This is a genomic window from Novosphingobium organovorum (genome assembly GCF_022832435.1).
Lineage (GTDB): Bacteria > Pseudomonadota > Alphaproteobacteria > Sphingomonadales > Sphingomonadaceae > Novosphingobium > Novosphingobium organovorum.
Map to the genome: position 1 here is coordinate 1 of NZ_JALHLF010000086.1, position 17,132 is coordinate 17,132.

Consider the following 17,132-nt stretch of genomic DNA (forward strand, 5'->3'; position numbering starts at 1 on the left):
GGCTTCGCCCGCCGCGCGCAGCACGCGCTCGGCGCGCGCCAGCCAGGGCCGGTCGAGCATGCCACCCTTCCAGCCGATCGCGCCCTGCCCCGGCTGCGCGGCGAACAGCGCGACGATTTCGCGCGCTTCGGCAATCTCCTCCGCGCTTGGCCGGAACGCGGCGTTGATGACCGGGACTTGCGCGGGGTGGATCGCGAGCATCCCGCGATAGCCATCGCGCCGGACCTTCTCGGCGCGCGCCTTGAGAGCCGCGAGGTCGCGATAGTCGGCGCAGATCGTCTCGATCGCGGGCACCCCGGCGTTGGCCGCACCGAGCAGGCACAGGCTGCGCGCCAGTTCGTAGGTAAAGGTGTAAGCCCCCGAAGCCGCGCGGTTCGCCGAAGCGCCCAGCGAATCGGCCAGATCCTCCGCCCCCCAGGTCATCGCCGCCAGACGCGGCGCGCCCGCATAGTCCCCGCAATGGAACATGCCCCGTGCGGTTTCGGTGACGAGCGCGATGACCGGCGTGGACCCCCGCGCGATCCCGCCCGCCACCTCGAGCGCGGACAGATAGTGATCGAGCCGTTCAAGATCGGCCGGGCCACTCGCTTTGGGCAGCATGATCCCGCCCGGCCGCCGCGGCACCACGGTGGCCAGATCGCGCAGCGCGGTATCATCGGGTGCATCGAGCGGGTTGATGCGCACCCACAGCCGCGCCCGCGCTGCCTCGTGCGCGTCCAGAAAGCCCGCGACCAGCGCGCGCGCGGCGTCCTTGGCCACAGGGGCTACGGCGTCCTCGAGGTCGAGCAGGACGATGTCCGCCTCCCCTTCGAGCGCCTTGGCCATCTTGCGTTCGCTATCGCCGGGCGCAAAGAGCCACGAGCGCATGGGCAACGCTACGCCGGACAGACGGGACGGGGGGGATTGGGGCAACGGGCATCCTCTCGATCCAACGGGGCGTGTTCGCCCTCACGGTTCCGGCCGCCACGATGCACCCGCACGGCGCGGCGCGCAACCGCGGCCCGGCTTACCCCAGCGCCAGCGGCCAGGGGCGCTGTTCGGGCCGCGCCTTCTCGTACCAGCGCGAGGCGCGCAGCACGTCCATGTCGGCAAAGCGGCGCCCGACGATCTGGAGGCCGATCGGCAGCCCTTCACGGGTATAGCCGCAGTTGATCGAACTCGCGGGCTGTTCGGTCATGTTGTAGGGCACGGTGAAGCCGATATGCTCGAACGGGCGCATCGGATCGTTGGTCGGCGAGGGCAGCTCGGCGGCGAAGGCGGGCATCGGCGCCACCGGGGTCAGCAGCAGGTCGTAGGCCTGGTAGGCCCGCCCGCGCTCGCGCATCTGCATGATCTGGTCGAACCCGGTGTAGACCGAAAGCCCGTCATAGCCCGCCGCAGGTTCGACCCACTCGCGGATATAGGGCAGAATTTTGGCGTAACGCTCGGCCGGAAGCTGGCGGGTTTCCTCCCAGAAGCGGGTGCGCCAGAAGCGGTCGAGCCCGTCGAGCATCTGCGGCGTCATGAAGGGATCGACCGGCTCGACGATCGCCCCGCCCGCCTCGAACAGCGCGGCCGCCGCCTCGATCGCGGCGACGACTTCCGGCTCGGCAGCCGCGCCGCAGCCCGCATCGAGCATGAGCCCGACGCGCAACCCCGTCACATCCGCATCGAGATCGAGCCAGGGCAGGTCCTGCGGTGGCAGGTCCATGAAATCGCGCGGATCGGGCAGCGAGAGCACGCTCATCATCAGCGCCGCGTCGGTCACCGTGCGGGTCATCGGCCCAGCCACGCGCCCGATGTAGGGCGGATCGATCGGGATGCGCCCATTGCTCGGCTTGTGCGCGAAGACCCCGCACCAGCCTGCGGGCAGACGCACCGAACCGCCGATGTCGGTGCCCACGTGAAACGGCCCGTAGCCCGCCGCCGCCGCCGCGCCCGCCCCCGCGCTCGACCCGCCGGGGTTGCGCGTGGTGTCCCAGGGGTTGCGCGCCAGCTTGTGAAAGCTCGAAAGCCCCGAGGACAGCATTCCGTAATCGGGCACGGTGGTCTTGGCGACGAGCACGCAGCCCGCCTCGCGCAGCCGCGCCGCGGGCGGGGCATCGGCGGTCTGCGGGGTCATGTCGGCCGCCGCGGTGCCTACGGGCTTGGCCATCCCCTCGGTCGCGATGAGTTCCTTGAGCGTGACCGGAATCCCGTCGAGCGGGCCGAGCGGGGTGCCCGCCCGCCAGCGCGCCTCGGATACGCGCGCGCCGTCAAGCGCCTTTTCCGCGTCGAGCCCCCAGGTGGCGCAGAGCTGTGGTTCGAGCCGCTCGACGCGCGCCAGGACCTGTTTCATGACCTCGAGCGGAGACAACGCCCCGCTGGCAAAGGCGGCGCTCAGTTCGGCGCCGCTCAGATCGGCAAGCTGTTCGGTCATCGGCAATTCCTGGTTTTGGTGCGACACGCAGGCGAAAGACGGCGCGGACGGCAAGGACCGCGCGAAACGATCACTCCATCACGGGCATGACATAGGCGCTGCGCGCCGAAGGCGCCGCATCGGGCTCGGGCCAGCGCTGGGTCACCGTCTTGACGCGGGTAAAGAAGCGGAAGGCGTCGAGCCCGTACTGGTTGTGGTCACCAAAGGCCGAGCGCTTCCAGCCGCCGAAGCTGTGGTAGGAGACCGGCACCGGGATCGGCACGTTGATGCCGACCATGCCCACTTCGACCTCGGCCGCGTAAGCGCGCGCGGCGGCGCCATCGCGGGTGAACAGCGCCACGCCGTTGCCGTACTGGTGGCGGCTGGCCAGCCCGATCGCCTCTTGGAGCGTGTCCGCGCGCACGATCTGGAGCACCGGGCCGAAGATTTCTTCCTGGTAGGTGCGCATTTCGGGCCGGACATGGTCGAACAGCGTGGGCCCGACGAAAAAGCCCGCCTCGTGCCCCTGGAGCGAAAAGCCGCGCCCGTCGACGACCACTTCGGCGCCCTCTTGTTCGCCAAGGTCGATATAGCCTTCAACCCTGGCCTTGTGCGCGGCGGTGATGACCGGGCCATAGTCCGCGTCGGGATCGGTCGAGACACCGACGCGCAAGCTGGCGATCGCGGCGACCAGCTTCGTGCGCAGCGCCTCGGCGGTGGCCTCGCCCACCGGCACGACGACCGGCAGCGCCATGCAGCGCTCTCCCGCCGAACCGTAGGCGGCGCCCATGATGTCGCTCACCGCGCGGTCGAGATCGGCGTCGGGCAGGACGATACCGTGGTTCTTCGCCCCGCCCATCGCCTGCACCCGCTTGCCCGCCGCGCAGCCGCGCGCGTAAACCGCCTGCGCCACGTCGGACGAACCCACGAAGCTCACCGCCTTGATCGCGGGATGATCGACCAGCGCCTCGACCAGCGTGCGGTCGCCCTGCAGCACCGCCAGGATGCCGTCGGGAAGCCCCGCCTCGCGCGCCAGTTCGGCCAGCCGCAGCGCCAGTGAAGGGGCGCGTTCGGAGGGCTTGAGGATGAACGCGTTGCCGCACACGATCGCAGGCGCGGCCATCCACAAGGGGATCATCGCGGGGAAATTGAACGGGGTGATCCCCGCCGCGATGCCGAGCGGCTGGCGCATCGAATAGACGTCGATCCCCGGCCCGGCGCCATCGGTGTATTCGCCCTTGAGCAGATGCGGCGCACCGCAGGCGAATTCGACCACGTCGAGCCCGCGCTGGATGTCGCCGCGCGAATCGGCCAGCACTTTGCCATGCTCGCGCGAGATGATCGCGGCCAGCTCGTCCATGTGCGCCTCGATCAGCGCCTTGAGGTTGAACATCACGCGCGCGCGGCGCTGCGGGTTGGTCGCCGCCCAGGTGGGCTGGGCGGCCTTGGCCGCCGCGATCGCGGTGTCGAGGTCGGCGAGCGAAGCCAGCGCGACTTCGGCCTGTACAGCCCCGGTGTTGGGANTTGGTCGCCGCCCAGGTGGGCTGGGCGGCCTTGGCCGCCGCGATCGCGGTGTCGAGGTCGGCGAGCGAAGCCAGCGCGACTTCGGCCTGTACAGCCCCGGTGTTGGGATCGAACACCGGGCTCGTCTGCGTGCCGGTTCCGGCAAAGGGGCTCCCGCCCAGATGGTGGGCGATGATCGGCGTGGTGGTCATGATGCGTGCCTTGATTAAACCGGGAGGGGCGAGGCGGCCGGCGTGCGGCGCTTCAGGCTTTGGATAACGGAAAGACCCGCGCGCCGGGGCGCGAGCGCGGTAACGCCCGCCAGGACGAGCGCGTTGAGAACGAGGCCGACCAGCCCCAGGTTCACGTCGAAGAACGTGAGCCCCGCGCCGCGCATCGCCAGCACCAGCGCATCGCCCGCCAGGATGCCCGCGATCACCGCGCGCGCGGGCACCCGCGCCACCAGCAGCGCGGCAACGAAACCGGGCAAGGGCTGGACGATGCCGAAGTAGAACACGTTGTTGAGCGTGGCGATCAGCGGTGTCCCGGTTTCCGCGCCGACCATCGAGAGGACGAGGAACAGCGCAATCACCACCTTGGACCAGAATTGCTGCGCCGCCCCGCCAAGGTCGGGAATGATGTTGCGGGTGATGAGCGGGCCGATCGCCAGGCACACGCTGCTCAGGATCACCAGACCCGACAGCGCGACCGCGGCCATGACCAGCCCCACCAGCCATGAGGGCAACAGCGCGATGGCCGCGGCCAGGAACACGAAATCGGGCTTTTCGGGCGTGATCCCGTGGCCTTGCGCGTAATAGGCCACCGCCATGAGCAGCGGGAACATCAGCATGTAGAGCGGGGCGGCGATCTGCGCGCGCTGGATCGCGCGCGGGCTGCGCGCGGAAAAGATGAAGGCCCAGTTCTGCGGGATCATGGTAAAGCCCACCGCCTGAAGCACGATGGTGGTGAGCGCGAAGGTCATCCCCGGCGCGGCGACCGGCGAAGGCACCGCGGCGGGCCCTGCCAGCGCTTCGGGCGCGGTCATCACCCCGCCCTTCCACAGCGCGATCGCGGCCCCGCCCACGAGCAGGATCGAGCCCATCATCAGCACGTCCTTGAGCACCGAGACGAAAGCCGAAGCCCGCAGCCCCGCAATCACCACGTAAGCGAACACGAGCCCCCCCGCGAGCCCCGTCAGCACGAGCGAAGGCGCGCCGGGCGCGAGCCCGTTCAGCACCAGCTTCAGGCCCAGGAACTGCATCGTGCCGATCGGCAGCAGCAGCATGATCGCGCTCGCCGCAATCAGCAGTTCGAGCACGCGACTGTCATAGTGGGCGCGGAAGAAATCGGGGATCGTCGCGCAGGAATAAAGCGCGCCCGCGCGCCAGATCCAGGGCCCGGCGAAATAGAGGCAGGGCGCGGCCATCAGGATATAGCCGAAGAACCACAGCACGAAACCTTCACCGCCGGCGAAAACGCCGCCCGGAAAGCCCAGCATCGTGGCGATCGAGTACGTCTCGCCAACCGAGAGGAAGAAGAACAGGATCGCGCCGAACTGGCCCGAGGCGGTGAAGAATTCGCGCGCGTCGGGATGATCGTGCCCGCGCCGCGACCACAGCGCGATGCCGAGCGAAAGCACCATAACGGCAAGGAAGGTCACCAGCATGGCCGTTCAGCCCTCCCCATCATCGATCGTATCGGTGCGCGTCTCGTCCGATGCGCCGCCGGTCAGGTGCCAGCACAGCGCCAGGCAGGCGCTCGTCACCGGCGCGCAGGCAAACAGGCACCACGAGGCGAGCGAAATGCCCAGCAACCGCCCCGCATCGGCGGGCACCAGCAGCGCCGCCGCCGCGATCAGCCCCAACGGCAGCGCCAGCCCGACCAGATAGGCCCAGCCCGGCGTGGGGCGCGAGGGCAGCGAGACCGGACGCTCGGCAGGGGGTTCGATCACGCGCCGATCACCCGGCCTTGAGCGCGGCGAAGGTCATCACCTCCGCTCCCGGCGGGGAGCTGGCGGTGAACACGCCGCGCGCGATGGCGCGCGAGAGCGTGTCCGCCGCCGCCGCGCCGGCGCGCAGCACGGCGATTTCGCGCATACCCTCGACCGGGCGCCTGGCGGTGGCGATGGCGAAGACGACATCCCCGTCGAAGGGCGTGTGGATCGGGCGGATCGCGCGCGCCATGCCGTCCTGCGCCATCATCACCACGCGCTTGAGTTCGGAGGCGGTGAGATCGAGGTCGGTCGCAATGCAGGCGATGGTGGTGTTCTGGCGCGCGGCGGGCGCCTTGGTGTAGCCCCATTCCTCAGGCCCCACGCGCCGTGTCGAGGGCAGCGCGCCGCCGAACTCGTCCCCGATCTCGAACGGCGCGGCCCAGAACTGCTTCGAACCCGGCACCACGGTCGATCCCATCGAGTTGACCGCGACGATCGCGCCCACGGTTGCCCCGTCGCTCGTCACGCACGAGGCCGAACCGAGCCCGCCCTTGAGCCCGCCCGACATCGCGCCATAGCCAGCCCCCGAGGTGCCGAGCGCGAACGAGGGACCTGCGGCGGCCAGCGCGGCGGCGCCCAGCGCGCGGTAGGGCGGACTGGTGCCCCACTTCTTGTCCCCGCCATTGGCAAGGTCGTAGAGGATCGCGGTCGGCACGATGGGCGAGACCGGCGCGTCGTTGTGCGCCATCGAGCCATAGCCGATGCCCTTCGCGCCCAGCTCCGCGGCCACCCCGTCGGCCGAGGCGAGGCCATAGACCGACCCGCCCGACAGCACGATCGCGTTGGCCGAGTGGACGAGGTTGTAGGCTTCGAGCGCATCGGTTTCGCGCGTGCCCGGCCCGCCCCCGCGCACGTCGACCGCTGCGGTCGAAAGCCTGTCGGCGAGGATCACGGTGACCCCGGTGCGCACCTTGGGGTCCTGCGCGCAGCCCACCGAAAGCCCGGCGACATCGGTGATGAGGTTGCGCGGCCCGGTGCGCACGGCGGGCGCTTGCGGTGCAGCCGCCGCGGCGGCACGCGCCACCATCGGCGCTGCGATCATCGCCCCGGCCAGGCCGCCAGCGCCCATGAGAACTTTGCGTCGATCCATCGCGGCCCCCGAACCCTTTTCGTGAAGTGGATGGCCCGTTCCGGCGAAGGCGCGGCCGGACCTTGCGGGGAAATAGAACGGCAATGCTGCTTCGCGACAAGGGTGTTTTTTGCAACGCATCCGATAGGAAATATTGAACAGGGCAAAACAATCCCGCACACTCACGCAAAGCGCAGCCTGTTCCATCGCCTGAAGGCGGTCCGAAAAGGAGCGGCGCGCCGCAGGGATCGCCGGTCGCCCAGGGTGGCAGACCATCAGGCTACGACAGGGGGCAAGATGGATTACGAGGTCGGACGTCGGCTGCGCTTCGTGCGCGAACGCAAGCAGTTGAGCCAGCGCACGCTGGCGCGACTGGCCGGGGTGCCCAGCAGCACCATTTCGCTGATCGAGAGCGGGCGCACCAACCCCTCGGTCGGTTCGCTCAAGCGGATCGTCTCGGCGATCGGTATCTCGCTCGGCGAATTCTTCAGCCTCGAAACCCCGCGCGAGGAGCGCTTCTACTACCGCAGCGACGAGCTGGTCGAAATCGGCAAGGGCGGGGTCAGCTACCGCCAGCTGGGCAGCGCGGGCGAAAGTTCGATCCAGATGCTCTACGAAGTCTATCAGGCCGGCGCGGAAAGCGGGCGCGTGATGCTCAGCCACGAGGGCGAGGAGGCGGGCGTCATCATCGCGGGCCGGCTCGAAGTCACCGTCGCGGGGGAAAGCCAGGTGCTCGAGGCGGGCGATGCCTATCTCTTCTCGAGCCTCAAACCCCACCGCTTCCGCAACGTGGGTAAGGAAAAGTGCGTCGTCGTCAGCGCCTGCACGCCGCCCAGCTTCTGACGCGCGCCGCGATACAGGCGCTCATGATAATGAGCAGGCAGGCACGCAAAATCCCCCAAATGCAAGCCTGCACGCGTGCACTGCAACACGGCAAATAACAGGCTTGCCGGGCGGCGCCCTGTACCATCACTCTAGGCCCACCATTTTCCATCGGGGGGATCTTTCGGGCCATGCAAGGGACCGGTACGTTCTGGATGCCGTTCACCGACAACCGCGCCTTCAAGGCGGCGCCAAAGCTGTTCAGCGCGGCGAGCGGTTGCCACTACACCGACGTCGCGGGCCGTGCGGTGCTCGACGGTACGGCCGGGCTGTGGTGCGTCAACGCCGGGCACGGCCGCGCGCCGATCGTCGAGGCGATCCGCGAACAGGCCGGTAAACTCGACTACGCCCCCACCTTCCAGCTCGCCCATCCGCTGGTGTTCGAGCTTTCGCAGCGGCTGGTCGATGTCTTTCCGGCCGGGATCGACACCTTCTTCTACGCCAATTCGGGCTCGGAGGCGGTCGATTCCGCGCTCAAGATCGCCTTTGCCTACCAGGCCGCGCGCGGCCAGGGCCAGCGCACCCGCCTCGTCGGACGCCAGCGCGGCTACCACGGCGTGGGCTTTGGCGGCATTTCGGTGGGCGGCCTGCCCAACAACAAGCGCGGCTTTCCCCTGCTCGCCCAAGTGAGCCACCTTTCCGCCACGCTCGACATCGCCAGCAACGCCTTTACCCGTGGCCAGCCGCAGACCGGCGCGGACCTTGCCGACGAACTGCTCGCCATCATCGCCGAGCACGGCGCCGAGACCATCGCGGCGGTCATCGTCGAGCCGATGTCGGGCTCGGCGGGCGTGCTGGTGCCGCCGGTCGGCTACCTCGAACGGCTGCGCGAAATCACCCGCGAACACGACATCCTGCTGATCTTCGACGAAGTCATCACCGCGTTCGGGCGGCTGGGCGCGGGCACCGCAGCCGAACGGCTGGGGGTCATCCCCGACATCATCACCACCGCCAAGGGCATCACCAACGGCGCGGTGCCGATGGGGTGCGTGGGCGTCAGACGCGCGATCTACGACACCGTGATCGAAGCGGCGCCCGGCGGGATCGAATTCTTCCACGGCTACACCTATTCGGGCCATCCGCTCGCCGCCGCCGCCGCGCTCGCCACGCTCAAGCTCTACGCCGACGAGGACTTGTTCGGCCGCGCGCGCGAGCTGGAAGTCTATTTCGAGGACGCGCTGCACGATCTGGTCGGCGCGCCCCACGTCATCGACGTGCGCAACATGGGCATGGTCGGCGGGATCGAACTGGCCCCGCGCGAGGGCGCACCGGGCGCGCGCGGCAAGGCGCTGTTCGACGCCTGCTTCGAGGCGGGCGTGCTGATCCGGGTGACCGGCGACATCGTCGCGCTGTCGCCCCCACTGATCATTTCGGCCGCCCAGATCGACGAGATCGTGGCGACCATCGCCGGCGCGCTCGAGCGGCTGGACTGACGCTTTACACTCCGGCCGACCGGGGTGGTGAGGGCCGCCCCGGTCGGCCGGCACATGTCAAGACCAAGTACGAGGTGAGGCGCCCGTGAGCGCACGCGCCCTGCGCCAAGGCAGGCGTGACGACAAGAAACGACAGGGACGGGAAGGATGCCTCACGGGTGCCGGCATGCGCAATCACGCGCCGCCGACATGACCAGGAGGAGCCGACGATGAAGCGTTTTATCAATGGCGTTGCCATGTGCGCCATCTTGACCGGGGTCACCGCTGCACCGCTCTACGCGCAGGAAACCCCGACGAAAAAGTCCGAAGAGGCGGGCACCATCACCGTCACCGCGCAGCGCCGCGAACAGTCCGCGCAGGACGTGGGCATCGCGCTCAGCGTCGTCTCCAGCGAGGAGCTCAAGGCGCGCGGCATTACCAGGATCAACGACCTCCAGGAAGCCGTGCCCGCGCTCCAGATCGAGCCTGCCTTCGGCGGCGGCCAGCCGCAGTTCCGCCTGCGCGGCGTGGGCTTTCAGGACTACGCTTCGAACAACGCGCCGACCGTGGGCGTCTACGTCAACCAGATCGCCTACCCGGTGCCGATCATGACCCAGGGCCTGATCTTCGACGTCAGCCGGGTCGAAGTGCTGCGCGGGCCGCAGGGTACGCTCTACGGGCGCAACACCACGGGCGGCGCGATCAACTTCATCACCAACCAGCCGACCGACGATTTCCACGTCGGCTCCAGCTTCGAATACGGCCGCTTCCACGCCTTTACCGGCGAGGCCTATGTTTCGGGCCCGATCACCGATGGCGTGACCTTCCGCGTCGCGGGCGCGGCGCAGATGGGCGGCGCCTACCAGCACAACCGCGACACCGGCGAGAGCCTGGGCGATGCCGACCGCATCGGCACCCGCGCCCTCCTCAAGATCGCGCCGAGTGGAACGAGGCTCACCGTCCTGCTCGACGGACACTACGGGCGCGACAAGTCCGAGGCGACCGGGCTCTATCTGCTCAATTCGCTGACCCAGGCCGATGGCGCGGGCACGATCCCCGCCGATACCGACCGTTTCGCCACCGGCTGGGGCGTCTCGCCGCAACTGGTCGCCGACACCGATCTCAAGAGCAATTCCAAGCCCGGCGTCAACAACAGGACCTGGGGCACCTCGGCCAACGTCTCTTACGATTTCGGTGGCGTGACGCTGGCCTCGATCACCGCCTACGACTGGCTGCACCGCGAACAGTTCGCCGACTGGGATTCGAGCGCTTCGATCGAAGCGGACACCTACTTCCGCTCGATCGTCAAGGTCTTCGCCGAGGAAGTCCAGCTGCGCAATTCCAACCCCGGTCCGCTGACCTGGGTGGCCGGGCTCTACTACTCCAAGCAGAACCTCGACGAGCAGTATTTTTCCGACTTCATCGATCTTTACGGAACCTACGCGCGCGTCACGTACGCGCAGAAGGTCGAATCGATCAGCGGCTACGGCCAGGCCGAATACCAGATCGCGCCCAGGCTCAAGGCGACCGCAGGCCTGCGCTACGAATACGAAAAGCGCACGCTCGACGGGTTCGGCTCGGCCTTTGGCGGGGCCACCGCACTGCCCCCCACGACCGTCGACACCAGCATGAAGCCGCTCACCGGCAAAGTGGAACTGCAGTACGAGCCGAGCCGTGATCTCATGCTCTACGTCTCGGCCAGCAAGGGCGTGAAGTCGGGCGGCTTCACCACCTACAACACCGGCAGCGAAAGCGGCATCTCGCCCTTCGCGCCCGAAAAACTCTACGCCTACGAAGCCGGGTTCAAGAGCGAGCCGTTCCCCTGGATGCGCTTCAACGCCTCGGCCTACTACTACGACTACCGCGACCAGCAGGTGCTCTCGGCGATCTGGAGCACCACCACCAACAGCGCGGTCGGCCACTTCGTCAACGCGCCCAAGTCGCGCGTGCTGGGCGGCGAGGTCGAGCTTGATCTCGAACCGGTCAAGGGCCTGACGATCAACCAGTATCTGGGCTATACTGAGGGCAAGTACATCGAGTTCTACGATCTCGACGTCGCCGCCTCGCGCGCCGCGCTCGCGGCGGTCTATACCGACAAGTCGCACCAGGCGATCCCCTTCCCCAAGCTGACCTGGGGCGGCTCGGTGGCCTACGAAGTGCCCGCCGGGGACTATGTGGTGACGCCCAGCGCCTCGTTCTCGTACCGCTCGAAGTACCCCTCCTGGCTGGGCTCGACCTACGACATCGGCGCGTATTTCGTGGTCAATGCCAACCTCACCCTCGCGCCGAAGGATGAGCGGTGGAGCGTTTCGGTGTGGGGCCGCAACATCTTCAACGAAGCCTACGATCTCACCCGCAACTTCTTCACCAGCGCGGACATCGCCCAGCCCGCGCGTCCGGTGAGCTACGGCGTGCGCTTCGGCATCAAGTACTGACCGGACGTCCTTCCGGGGGCGACCTTGGAACCAAGGGGCGCGGGCGGGAACGCCTGCGCCCCCTAGTGCCAAGCCCCGTACAGCCCCGGTAAAGGCGCAGGCGCTATCGCGGGCCGGGCAACCTCGCGCCGCCTTGACCGCGCGCGCGGACCATGATGGAACGGGCCCGGTGAACGACACGTCCTCTTCTTCGCGCGGCCAGACGAGAGCCGAACGCACCGCCGCCAAGGCCGCCGCGAAAGCCGAAGCGCGCGCCGATGAGGCCGCCGCGATCCGCCGGCGCTGGATCACGCTGGGCGAAGTGCTGACCGTCATCGCGGTGACCATTTCGGGGCTCACCTTGTGGAACAACTGGTCGCAGCGCACCGACAGCGAAAGCGCGCGCTCGGCCAGCGACGCGCGCGCCTCGGCGCGGGCGGGCACGCTGATGCTGCTCTCGGACGGGGCCAATCGTCAGCGCCTCACCCTCCACCCCGCCTCGCCCGATCAGGCGGTGCAGAGCCAGCGCATCGTGTTTCCCGCAGCCCTTGGCCTGCCCGCAGCGCAAACCACCGGCGAGCCGCGCATCGAGACCGACTGGTTCGACGCCGCGCTCAAGAAGGCGCGCGCCGCCGCGAAACTTCCCGACAACAGCCGGGGCGATGAAACGCTGCCGGTGCTGGTCAGCACCCGTTTCGTGGTCGATGGCGCGCCGCACACCGACACCGCGCTCTACGATCTTGGCTACACCATCGAGGGCCACTGGCTGGGCGGCCACACCATCACGCTGAGCGGGATCTCGCTGGTCCGCCACGGCGCGGGGCAAGCCGCGCTCGACGCGCGCTGGAAGACGCTGCTCACGCGTGAGGGCCAGCCGGGGTCCTGAGCCTCAGACGGGCTTCTTGTACAGCAGGACGCTGCGCAGCATCGTCAGCGCGTTCTCGCCGCGCTGGTTGGTCAGGGTGTGGCGGAACACGGCGATGCCCTGCGCCGGGCGCGAACGGCTTTCGCGCAGCGAGACGACCTCGCTCGAACAGGTCAGCGTGTCACCGATGAAGGTCGGGTGCGGGGTGCGCACCTCGTCGAAGCCCAGGTTGGCGACCAGCGTGCCGAGCGTGGTGTCGGTGATCGAAAGCCCCACCGCGAGGCTGAAGGTGAACGTCGAATTGACCAGGATGCGCCCGAATTCGCTGCGTTTTGCGGCCTCGGCATCGAGGTGGAGCGGCTGCATGTTGTGGGTCATCGCCGAGAACATCAGGTTGTCGGTCTCGGTCACCGTGCGGCCGGGCTGGTGGACGATGCGATCGCCCACGGCCCACTCGTCGAAATAGCGTCCGGGCATGGGCGAAACTTTCCTTTCAGAGCGTGATCTTGAACCCGGCGTGGCTCTGTTTCCAGCCCAGGTTGCGGTAGAACCGGTGCGCGTCGAGGCGCAGCGCGTTGGAAGTGAGCTGCGCCGAGGCACACCCCGCCTCGCGCGCCCGGTCGAGCGCCCAGGCCAGCATCTTCGCGCCAATGCGCCGTCCGCGCCGGTCGCTCGCCACCTTGACCGTCTCGACATTGGCGCGCCGTGCGCCATGGCCCGAAAGCCCTTGCAGGAAGGTCAGTTGCAGGGTCGCCACCACGCGGCCCTCCAGTTCGCCCACCACCAGCAGCGTGTCGGGCGAGGCGGCGATCCGCGCGAACGCCGCTTCGTAGCGCGGGTCGAGCGGGAGCGTGGGATCGTCCCCGCCTGAGGCGTATTCGTCATCGACGATCAGCGCGACGATCGCGGGCAAGTCGTCGATCCGTGCTGCACGGAACTGCGGTTCGCTCATGCCGCCGCGTCTTCGTGCGCCACGATGGTCACCAGCAGCGCCTCGAGCGCAACCTGCTGCCCCGCTGCCGCGCCCAGATCGGCCACCACCCCGTCGAACGGGGCGACGAGCGTGTGCTCCATCTTCATCGCCTCGAGCGTGACCAGCCGCTGCCCGCGCTCCACCCGCTCCCCCGCGACGACCGAAACCGCGATGACCTTGCCCGGCATCGGCGCGCGGATCGCGCCCGATCCCGCCGCCGCGCCCGGCCTTGCGTCCTTGCGCCAGCGGGTGAGGTTCCACACCTGCCCGCGTTCGGCGATGAGCACCGAATCGACCGGCTCCTCGCTACCGCCACTAAGGCCGATCTCGCGCACGTCGCCGTCGAGCCGAAACCAGGCGCTCGTGCGCGCCGGGGCGTTGAGGCGAAAGCCGGTCAGCGCGCTGGCCGCAACGAGCGAGGCGGCGCCCGCTTCAAGCGTCTCGCGCGTGGGCTGGGGCCGACGCGCCATGACCGCGCCATCGCGCGCGATCAGCCCGGTATCGACCCGCCCCTGCACGAAGGCGGGGTGGTGCAGCGCGCGCACGAGGAAAGCCGCGTTGGTGCGCACCGGCCAGACCGCGGTGTCCGACAGCATCGCCGAAAGCCGCTCGCGCGCCTCGTCGCGGCTGGCCCCGCGCGCGATGACCTTGGCGATCATCGGATCGTAGTGCGGCGATACGGCGAGGCCCTGCCGCACCCCGGTATCGATCCGCCCGCCCGGTGCCTCGCCGAATTCGACGAGGTCGAGCGTGCCGGTGCTCGGCAGGAAGCCCGAAGCCGGGTCTTCGGCGTAGAGCCGCGCTTCCATCGCCCAGCCGTCGATCGCGAGCTGGTCCTGCCTGCGCGGCAGCGGTTCGCCGCTCGCCACGCGCAATTGCCATTCGACCAGATCGACCCCGGTGATCGCCTCGGTCACCGGGTGTTCGACCTGAAGCCGGGTGTTCATTTCCATGAACCAGATGGCCCCCGCATCGAGCGCGCCCGAACCGTCCGCGATGAATTCGACCGTGCCAGCCCCCACGTAATCGACCGCCCTTGCCGCGCGCACCGCCGCCTCGCACAGCGCCGCGCGGGTAGCCGCGTCCATCCCCGGTGCGGGGGCTTCCTCGATCACCTTCTGGTGGCGGCGCTGGAGCGAACAGTCGCGCTCGAAAAGATGGACGACCTCGCCATGGCTGTCCCCGAAGACCTGCACCTCGATATGGCGCGGGGCGGCGATGTATTTTTCGATCAGCACCCGGTCGTTGCCGAAGGCGCCTTGCGCCTCACGCCGGCAGGAGGCCAGCGCTTCGGCGAAATCGCCCGCCGCATCGACCCGGCGCATGCCCTTGCCGCCCCCGCCCGCAACCGCCTTGATGAGCACCGGATAACCGATCCGCCCGGCCTCGCGCGCGAGCACCGCTGCGGACTGGTCCTCGCCCAGATAGCCCGGCGTCACCGGCACCCCGGCCTCCTCCATCAGCGCCTTGGCTGCGTCCTTGAGCCCCATCGCGCGGATCGCGGCGGGCGGCGCGCCGACCCAGATCAGCCCGGCGTCGATCACGCGCTGGGCGAAATCGGCGTTCTCCGACAGGAAGCCGTAGCCGGGATGGATCGCCTCGGCCCCGGTCTGGATCGCGGCGGCAAGGATCTTGTCCCCCGCCAGATAGCTCTCGGCGGCCTCCGCGCGGCCGATGCGCAGCGCTTCGTCAGCCATGGCGACATGCGGCGCCTCGGCGTCCGCGTCCGAATAGACCGCGACGGTGCGAATCCCGAGCCGCTGCGCGGTGCGGATGATCCGGCAGGCGATTTCGCCCCGGTTAGCGATGAGCAGCGAATGGATCATGGATGCCTCTCGGGAAAGCCGTGACGGGTGTGGAGCGCGGCCAGCACGCCCTCGATATCGTTGGCGAAGCCGCCTTCGGCAAAGGCGAGCGCGGGCAGGTTCTGGTTGGCCTCGCCCAGCGCCGCGACCACCGGCCCGCGCGGACGCGGCCAGCCCACGCGCACCACCTCGATCCGCTCCGCACGCTCGGGAAACAGCGCGAGCAGACCTTCCACGGTCACGCAGTCCTTGCAGTAAAAGCGCCGCACGCCGCCCAGCTCCGGGTCGGCCCAGTCGGTGTCGAGTACGAAGAGAGTGTCCTTGGCCATGTGCATCACATCCTGAAAACGCCGAACTGCGGCTTGTCCGGGATCGGTGCCTCAAGGCAGGCCTCGAGCGCAAGGCCCAGCACGTCGCGGGTCTGCACCGGGTCGATCACCCCATCGTCCCACAATCGCGCGGTGGCGTAGTAGGGGTTGCCCTCCGCCTCGTACTTGGCGCGGATCGGGGCCTTGAACGCCTCGGCCTGCTCGGGCGTCCAGCTCTTCGCATCGCGGTGGACGGTGGCCAGCACCGAGGCCGCCTGCTCGCCCCCCATGACCGAGATGCGCGCGTTGGGCCAGGTGAACAGGAAGCGCGGATCGTAGGCGCGCCCGCACATGCCGTAGTTGCCCGCACCGAACGAACCGCCGATGATGACGGTGAGCTTGGGCACCTGTGCGCTCGCCACCGCCGTCACCAGCTTGGCGCCGTGCTTGGCGATACCTTCCGCCTCGTAAGCGCCGCCGACCATGAACCCGGCGATGTTCTGGAGGAACAGCAGCGGGATCCCGCGCTGGCAGGCCAGTTCGATGAAGTGCGCCCCCTTCTGCGCGCTTTGCGAAAAGAGCACCCCGTTGTTGGCGAGAATGGCCACCGGCATGCCGTGGATATGCGCAAAGCCGCAGACCAGCGTCGATCCGTAGAGCGCCTTGAATTCCTGAAACTCGGAGGCATCGACGATCCGCGCGATCACCTCGTGCACGTCATAAGGCGCGCGCACGTCCTCGGGGATCAGCGCGTAGAGGTCTTGCGGGTCGAGCACGGGTGGGCGCGGGGCCTGCCGCGCGATCCGCGCAGGCGTTGGGGGGCCGAGATGGCTGACGCTATCGCGCAGGATCGAAAGCGCGTGTTCGTCATCCTCCGCCAGATGATCGGCCACGCCCGAAGTGCGCGCGTGGAGGTCCCCCCCGCCCAGCGCCTCGGCGTCGATCACCTCGCCCGTCGCGGCCTCGACCAGCGGTGGCCCGGCGAGGAAGATCGTGCCCTGTTCGCGCACGATCACCGTCTCGTCGGCCATCGCGGGCACATAGGCGCCGCCTGCGGTGCAACTGCCCATGACCGCCGCGATCTGCGCGATGCCTTGCGCGCTCATCCGCGCCTGGTTGAAGAAAAATCGCCCGAAATTGTCGCGATCGGGAAAGACCTCGGCCTGGTTGGGCAGGTTGGCCCCACCCGAATCGACGAGGTAGAGGCACGGCAGCCGGTTCGCCTCGGCAATCTCCTGCGCGCGCAGGTGCTTCTTGACCGTCATCGGGAAGTAGGTGCCGCCCTTGACCGTGGCATCGTTGGCAAAGACCATGCACAGCCGCCCCGAGACGCGCCCGATCCCGGCGATAATCCCGGCGCCAGGGACGGCATCGTCGTAGAGCCCGTTCGCGGCGAGCTGGCCGATCTCGAGAAAGGGCGCGCCCGCATCGAGCAGCCGCTCGACCCGCTCACGGGCGAGCAGCTTGCCGCGCGCATGGTGCCTCTCGCGCGCGGCCGCGCTGCCGCCTTGAGCCGCTTCGGCCACGCGCC

Annotated in this window: 15 protein-coding genes and 1 pseudogene; 4 read left to right on the forward strand and 12 right to left on the reverse strand. The window is 68.9% G+C overall.

Annotated elements, in window-relative coordinates:
- From MTR62_RS16315 to MTR62_RS16340, 7 genes and pseudogenes are all read right to left on the reverse strand, one after another.
- Positions 1-867: HpcH/HpaI aldolase/citrate lyase family protein (locus MTR62_RS16315; protein ID WP_244022880.1), on the reverse strand; the 867-nt coding region annotated here is incomplete at its 3' end.
- 139 nt (positions 868-1,006) lie between these two features.
- Complete coding sequence (locus tag MTR62_RS16320) at positions 1,007-2,398, reverse strand: amidase (RefSeq protein WP_244022882.1); 1,392 nt, start codon at positions 2,396-2,398, stop codon at positions 1,007-1,009.
- A 70-nt stretch (positions 2,399-2,468) separates the two neighbouring features.
- Positions 2,469-3,995: a CoA-acylating methylmalonate-semialdehyde dehydrogenase gene (locus MTR62_RS16325; protein WP_407672696.1), complete on the reverse strand. Its 1,527-nt coding sequence runs from the start codon at positions 3,993-3,995 to the stop codon at positions 2,469-2,471.
- Positions 3,946-4,092, reverse strand: a pseudogene (locus MTR62_RS21645) (hypothetical protein); the annotation flags it as partial. The pseudogene MTR62_RS21645 and the gene MTR62_RS16325, both read right to left, overlap by 50 nt.
- A 14-nt stretch (positions 4,093-4,106) precedes the next feature.
- Entirely contained in the window at positions 4,107-5,546 is a 1,440-nt protein-coding gene (locus tag MTR62_RS16330) for a sodium:solute symporter family protein (RefSeq protein WP_244022884.1), read from the reverse strand.
- A 6-nt stretch (positions 5,547-5,552) separates the two neighbouring features.
- A complete protein-coding gene (locus MTR62_RS16335; protein ID WP_244022886.1) occupies positions 5,553-5,831 on the reverse strand; it encodes a hypothetical protein in 279 nt (92 codons plus the stop codon).
- Positions 5,832-5,838: 7 nt separating this feature from the next.
- Entirely contained in the window at positions 5,839-6,963 is a 1,125-nt protein-coding gene (locus MTR62_RS16340; protein WP_244022888.1) for a P1 family peptidase, read from the reverse strand.
- A gap of 276 nt (positions 6,964-7,239) precedes the next feature.
- Here MTR62_RS16340 and MTR62_RS16345 point away from each other — a divergent pair, with 276 nt between their 5' ends.
- From MTR62_RS16345 to MTR62_RS16360, 4 genes are all read left to right on the forward strand, one after another.
- Positions 7,240-7,785: a cupin domain-containing protein gene (locus MTR62_RS16345; protein ID WP_244022890.1), complete on the forward strand. Its 546-nt coding sequence runs from the start codon at positions 7,240-7,242 to the stop codon at positions 7,783-7,785.
- Positions 7,786-7,955: 170 nt separating this feature from the next.
- Positions 7,956-9,257: an aminotransferase class III-fold pyridoxal phosphate-dependent enzyme gene (locus tag MTR62_RS16350; RefSeq protein WP_244022892.1), complete on the forward strand. Its 1,302-nt coding sequence runs from the start codon at positions 7,956-7,958 to the stop codon at positions 9,255-9,257.
- A 209-nt stretch (positions 9,258-9,466) separates the two neighbouring features.
- Positions 9,467-11,671: a TonB-dependent receptor gene (locus tag MTR62_RS16355; RefSeq protein ID WP_244022894.1), complete on the forward strand. Its 2,205-nt coding sequence runs from the start codon at positions 9,467-9,469 to the stop codon at positions 11,669-11,671.
- A gap of 169 nt (positions 11,672-11,840) precedes the next feature.
- Entirely contained in the window at positions 11,841-12,536 is a 696-nt protein-coding gene (locus MTR62_RS16360) for a hypothetical protein (protein WP_327194425.1), read from the forward strand.
- Positions 12,537-12,539: 3 nt separating this feature from the next.
- Here the strand turns inward: MTR62_RS16360 and MTR62_RS16365 are convergent, their stop codons facing one another.
- The 5 genes from MTR62_RS16365 to MTR62_RS16385 form a co-directional block, all read right to left on the reverse strand.
- Positions 12,540-12,992 carry a MaoC family dehydratase gene (locus MTR62_RS16365; protein WP_244022896.1) on the reverse strand — a complete coding sequence of 151 codons (453 nt, stop codon included), beginning with the start codon at positions 12,990-12,992 and terminating at the stop codon, positions 12,540-12,542.
- A gap of 16 nt (positions 12,993-13,008) precedes the next feature.
- Positions 13,009-13,467, reverse strand: a complete 459-nt coding sequence (locus MTR62_RS16370; protein WP_244022898.1) for a GNAT family N-acetyltransferase — start codon at positions 13,465-13,467, stop codon at positions 13,009-13,011.
- Positions 13,464-15,314 carry an acetyl/propionyl/methylcrotonyl-CoA carboxylase subunit alpha gene (locus tag MTR62_RS16375; protein ID WP_244022900.1) on the reverse strand — a complete coding sequence of 617 codons (1,851 nt, stop codon included), beginning with the start codon at positions 15,312-15,314 and terminating at the stop codon, positions 13,464-13,466. The genes MTR62_RS16370 and MTR62_RS16375 overlap by 4 nt, the downstream gene beginning before the upstream one ends.
- A complete protein-coding gene (locus tag MTR62_RS16380; RefSeq protein WP_244022902.1) occupies positions 15,311-15,622 on the reverse strand; it encodes a DUF3088 family protein in 312 nt (103 codons plus the stop codon). Before MTR62_RS16380 ends, MTR62_RS16375 begins: the two co-directional genes overlap by 4 nt.
- Positions 15,623-15,627: 5 nt before the next feature.
- Positions 15,628-17,132, reverse strand: a 1,505-nt coding sequence (locus tag MTR62_RS16385; RefSeq protein ID WP_244022904.1) for a carboxyl transferase domain-containing protein, incomplete at its 5' end; no start/stop codon positions are given.

Excerpts from the sequence above, each read along its gene's own strand:
- MTR62_RS16320 (WP_244022882.1), bottom strand. The coding sequence starts at position 2,398 with ATGACCGAACAGCTTGCCGATCTGAGCGGCGCCGAACTGAGCGCCGCC.
- MTR62_RS16365 (WP_244022896.1), bottom strand. The coding sequence starts at position 12,992 with ATGCCCGGACGCTATTTCGACGAGTGGGCCGTGGGCGATCGCATCGTC.
- MTR62_RS16375 (WP_244022900.1), bottom strand. The coding sequence starts at position 15,314 with ATGATCCATTCGCTGCTCATCGCTAACCGGGGCGAAATCGCCTGCCGG.
- MTR62_RS16350 (WP_244022892.1), top strand. The coding sequence starts at position 7,956 with ATGCAAGGGACCGGTACGTTCTGGATGCCGTTCACCGACAACCGCGCC.
- MTR62_RS16330 (WP_244022884.1), bottom strand. The coding sequence starts at position 5,546 with ATGCTGGTGACCTTCCTTGCCGTTATGGTGCTTTCGCTCGGCATCGCG.
- MTR62_RS16370 (WP_244022898.1), bottom strand. The coding sequence starts at position 13,467 with ATGAGCGAACCGCAGTTCCGTGCAGCACGGATCGACGACTTGCCCGCG.
- MTR62_RS16355 (WP_244022894.1), top strand. The coding sequence starts at position 9,467 with ATGAAGCGTTTTATCAATGGCGTTGCCATGTGCGCCATCTTGACCGGG.
- MTR62_RS16340 (WP_244022888.1), bottom strand. The coding sequence starts at position 6,963 with ATGGATCGACGCAAAGTTCTCATGGGCGCTGGCGGCCTGGCCGGGGCG.
- MTR62_RS16345 (WP_244022890.1), top strand. The coding sequence starts at position 7,240 with ATGGATTACGAGGTCGGACGTCGGCTGCGCTTCGTGCGCGAACGCAAG.
- MTR62_RS16380 (WP_244022902.1), bottom strand. The coding sequence starts at position 15,622 with ATGGCCAAGGACACTCTCTTCGTACTCGACACCGACTGGGCCGACCCG.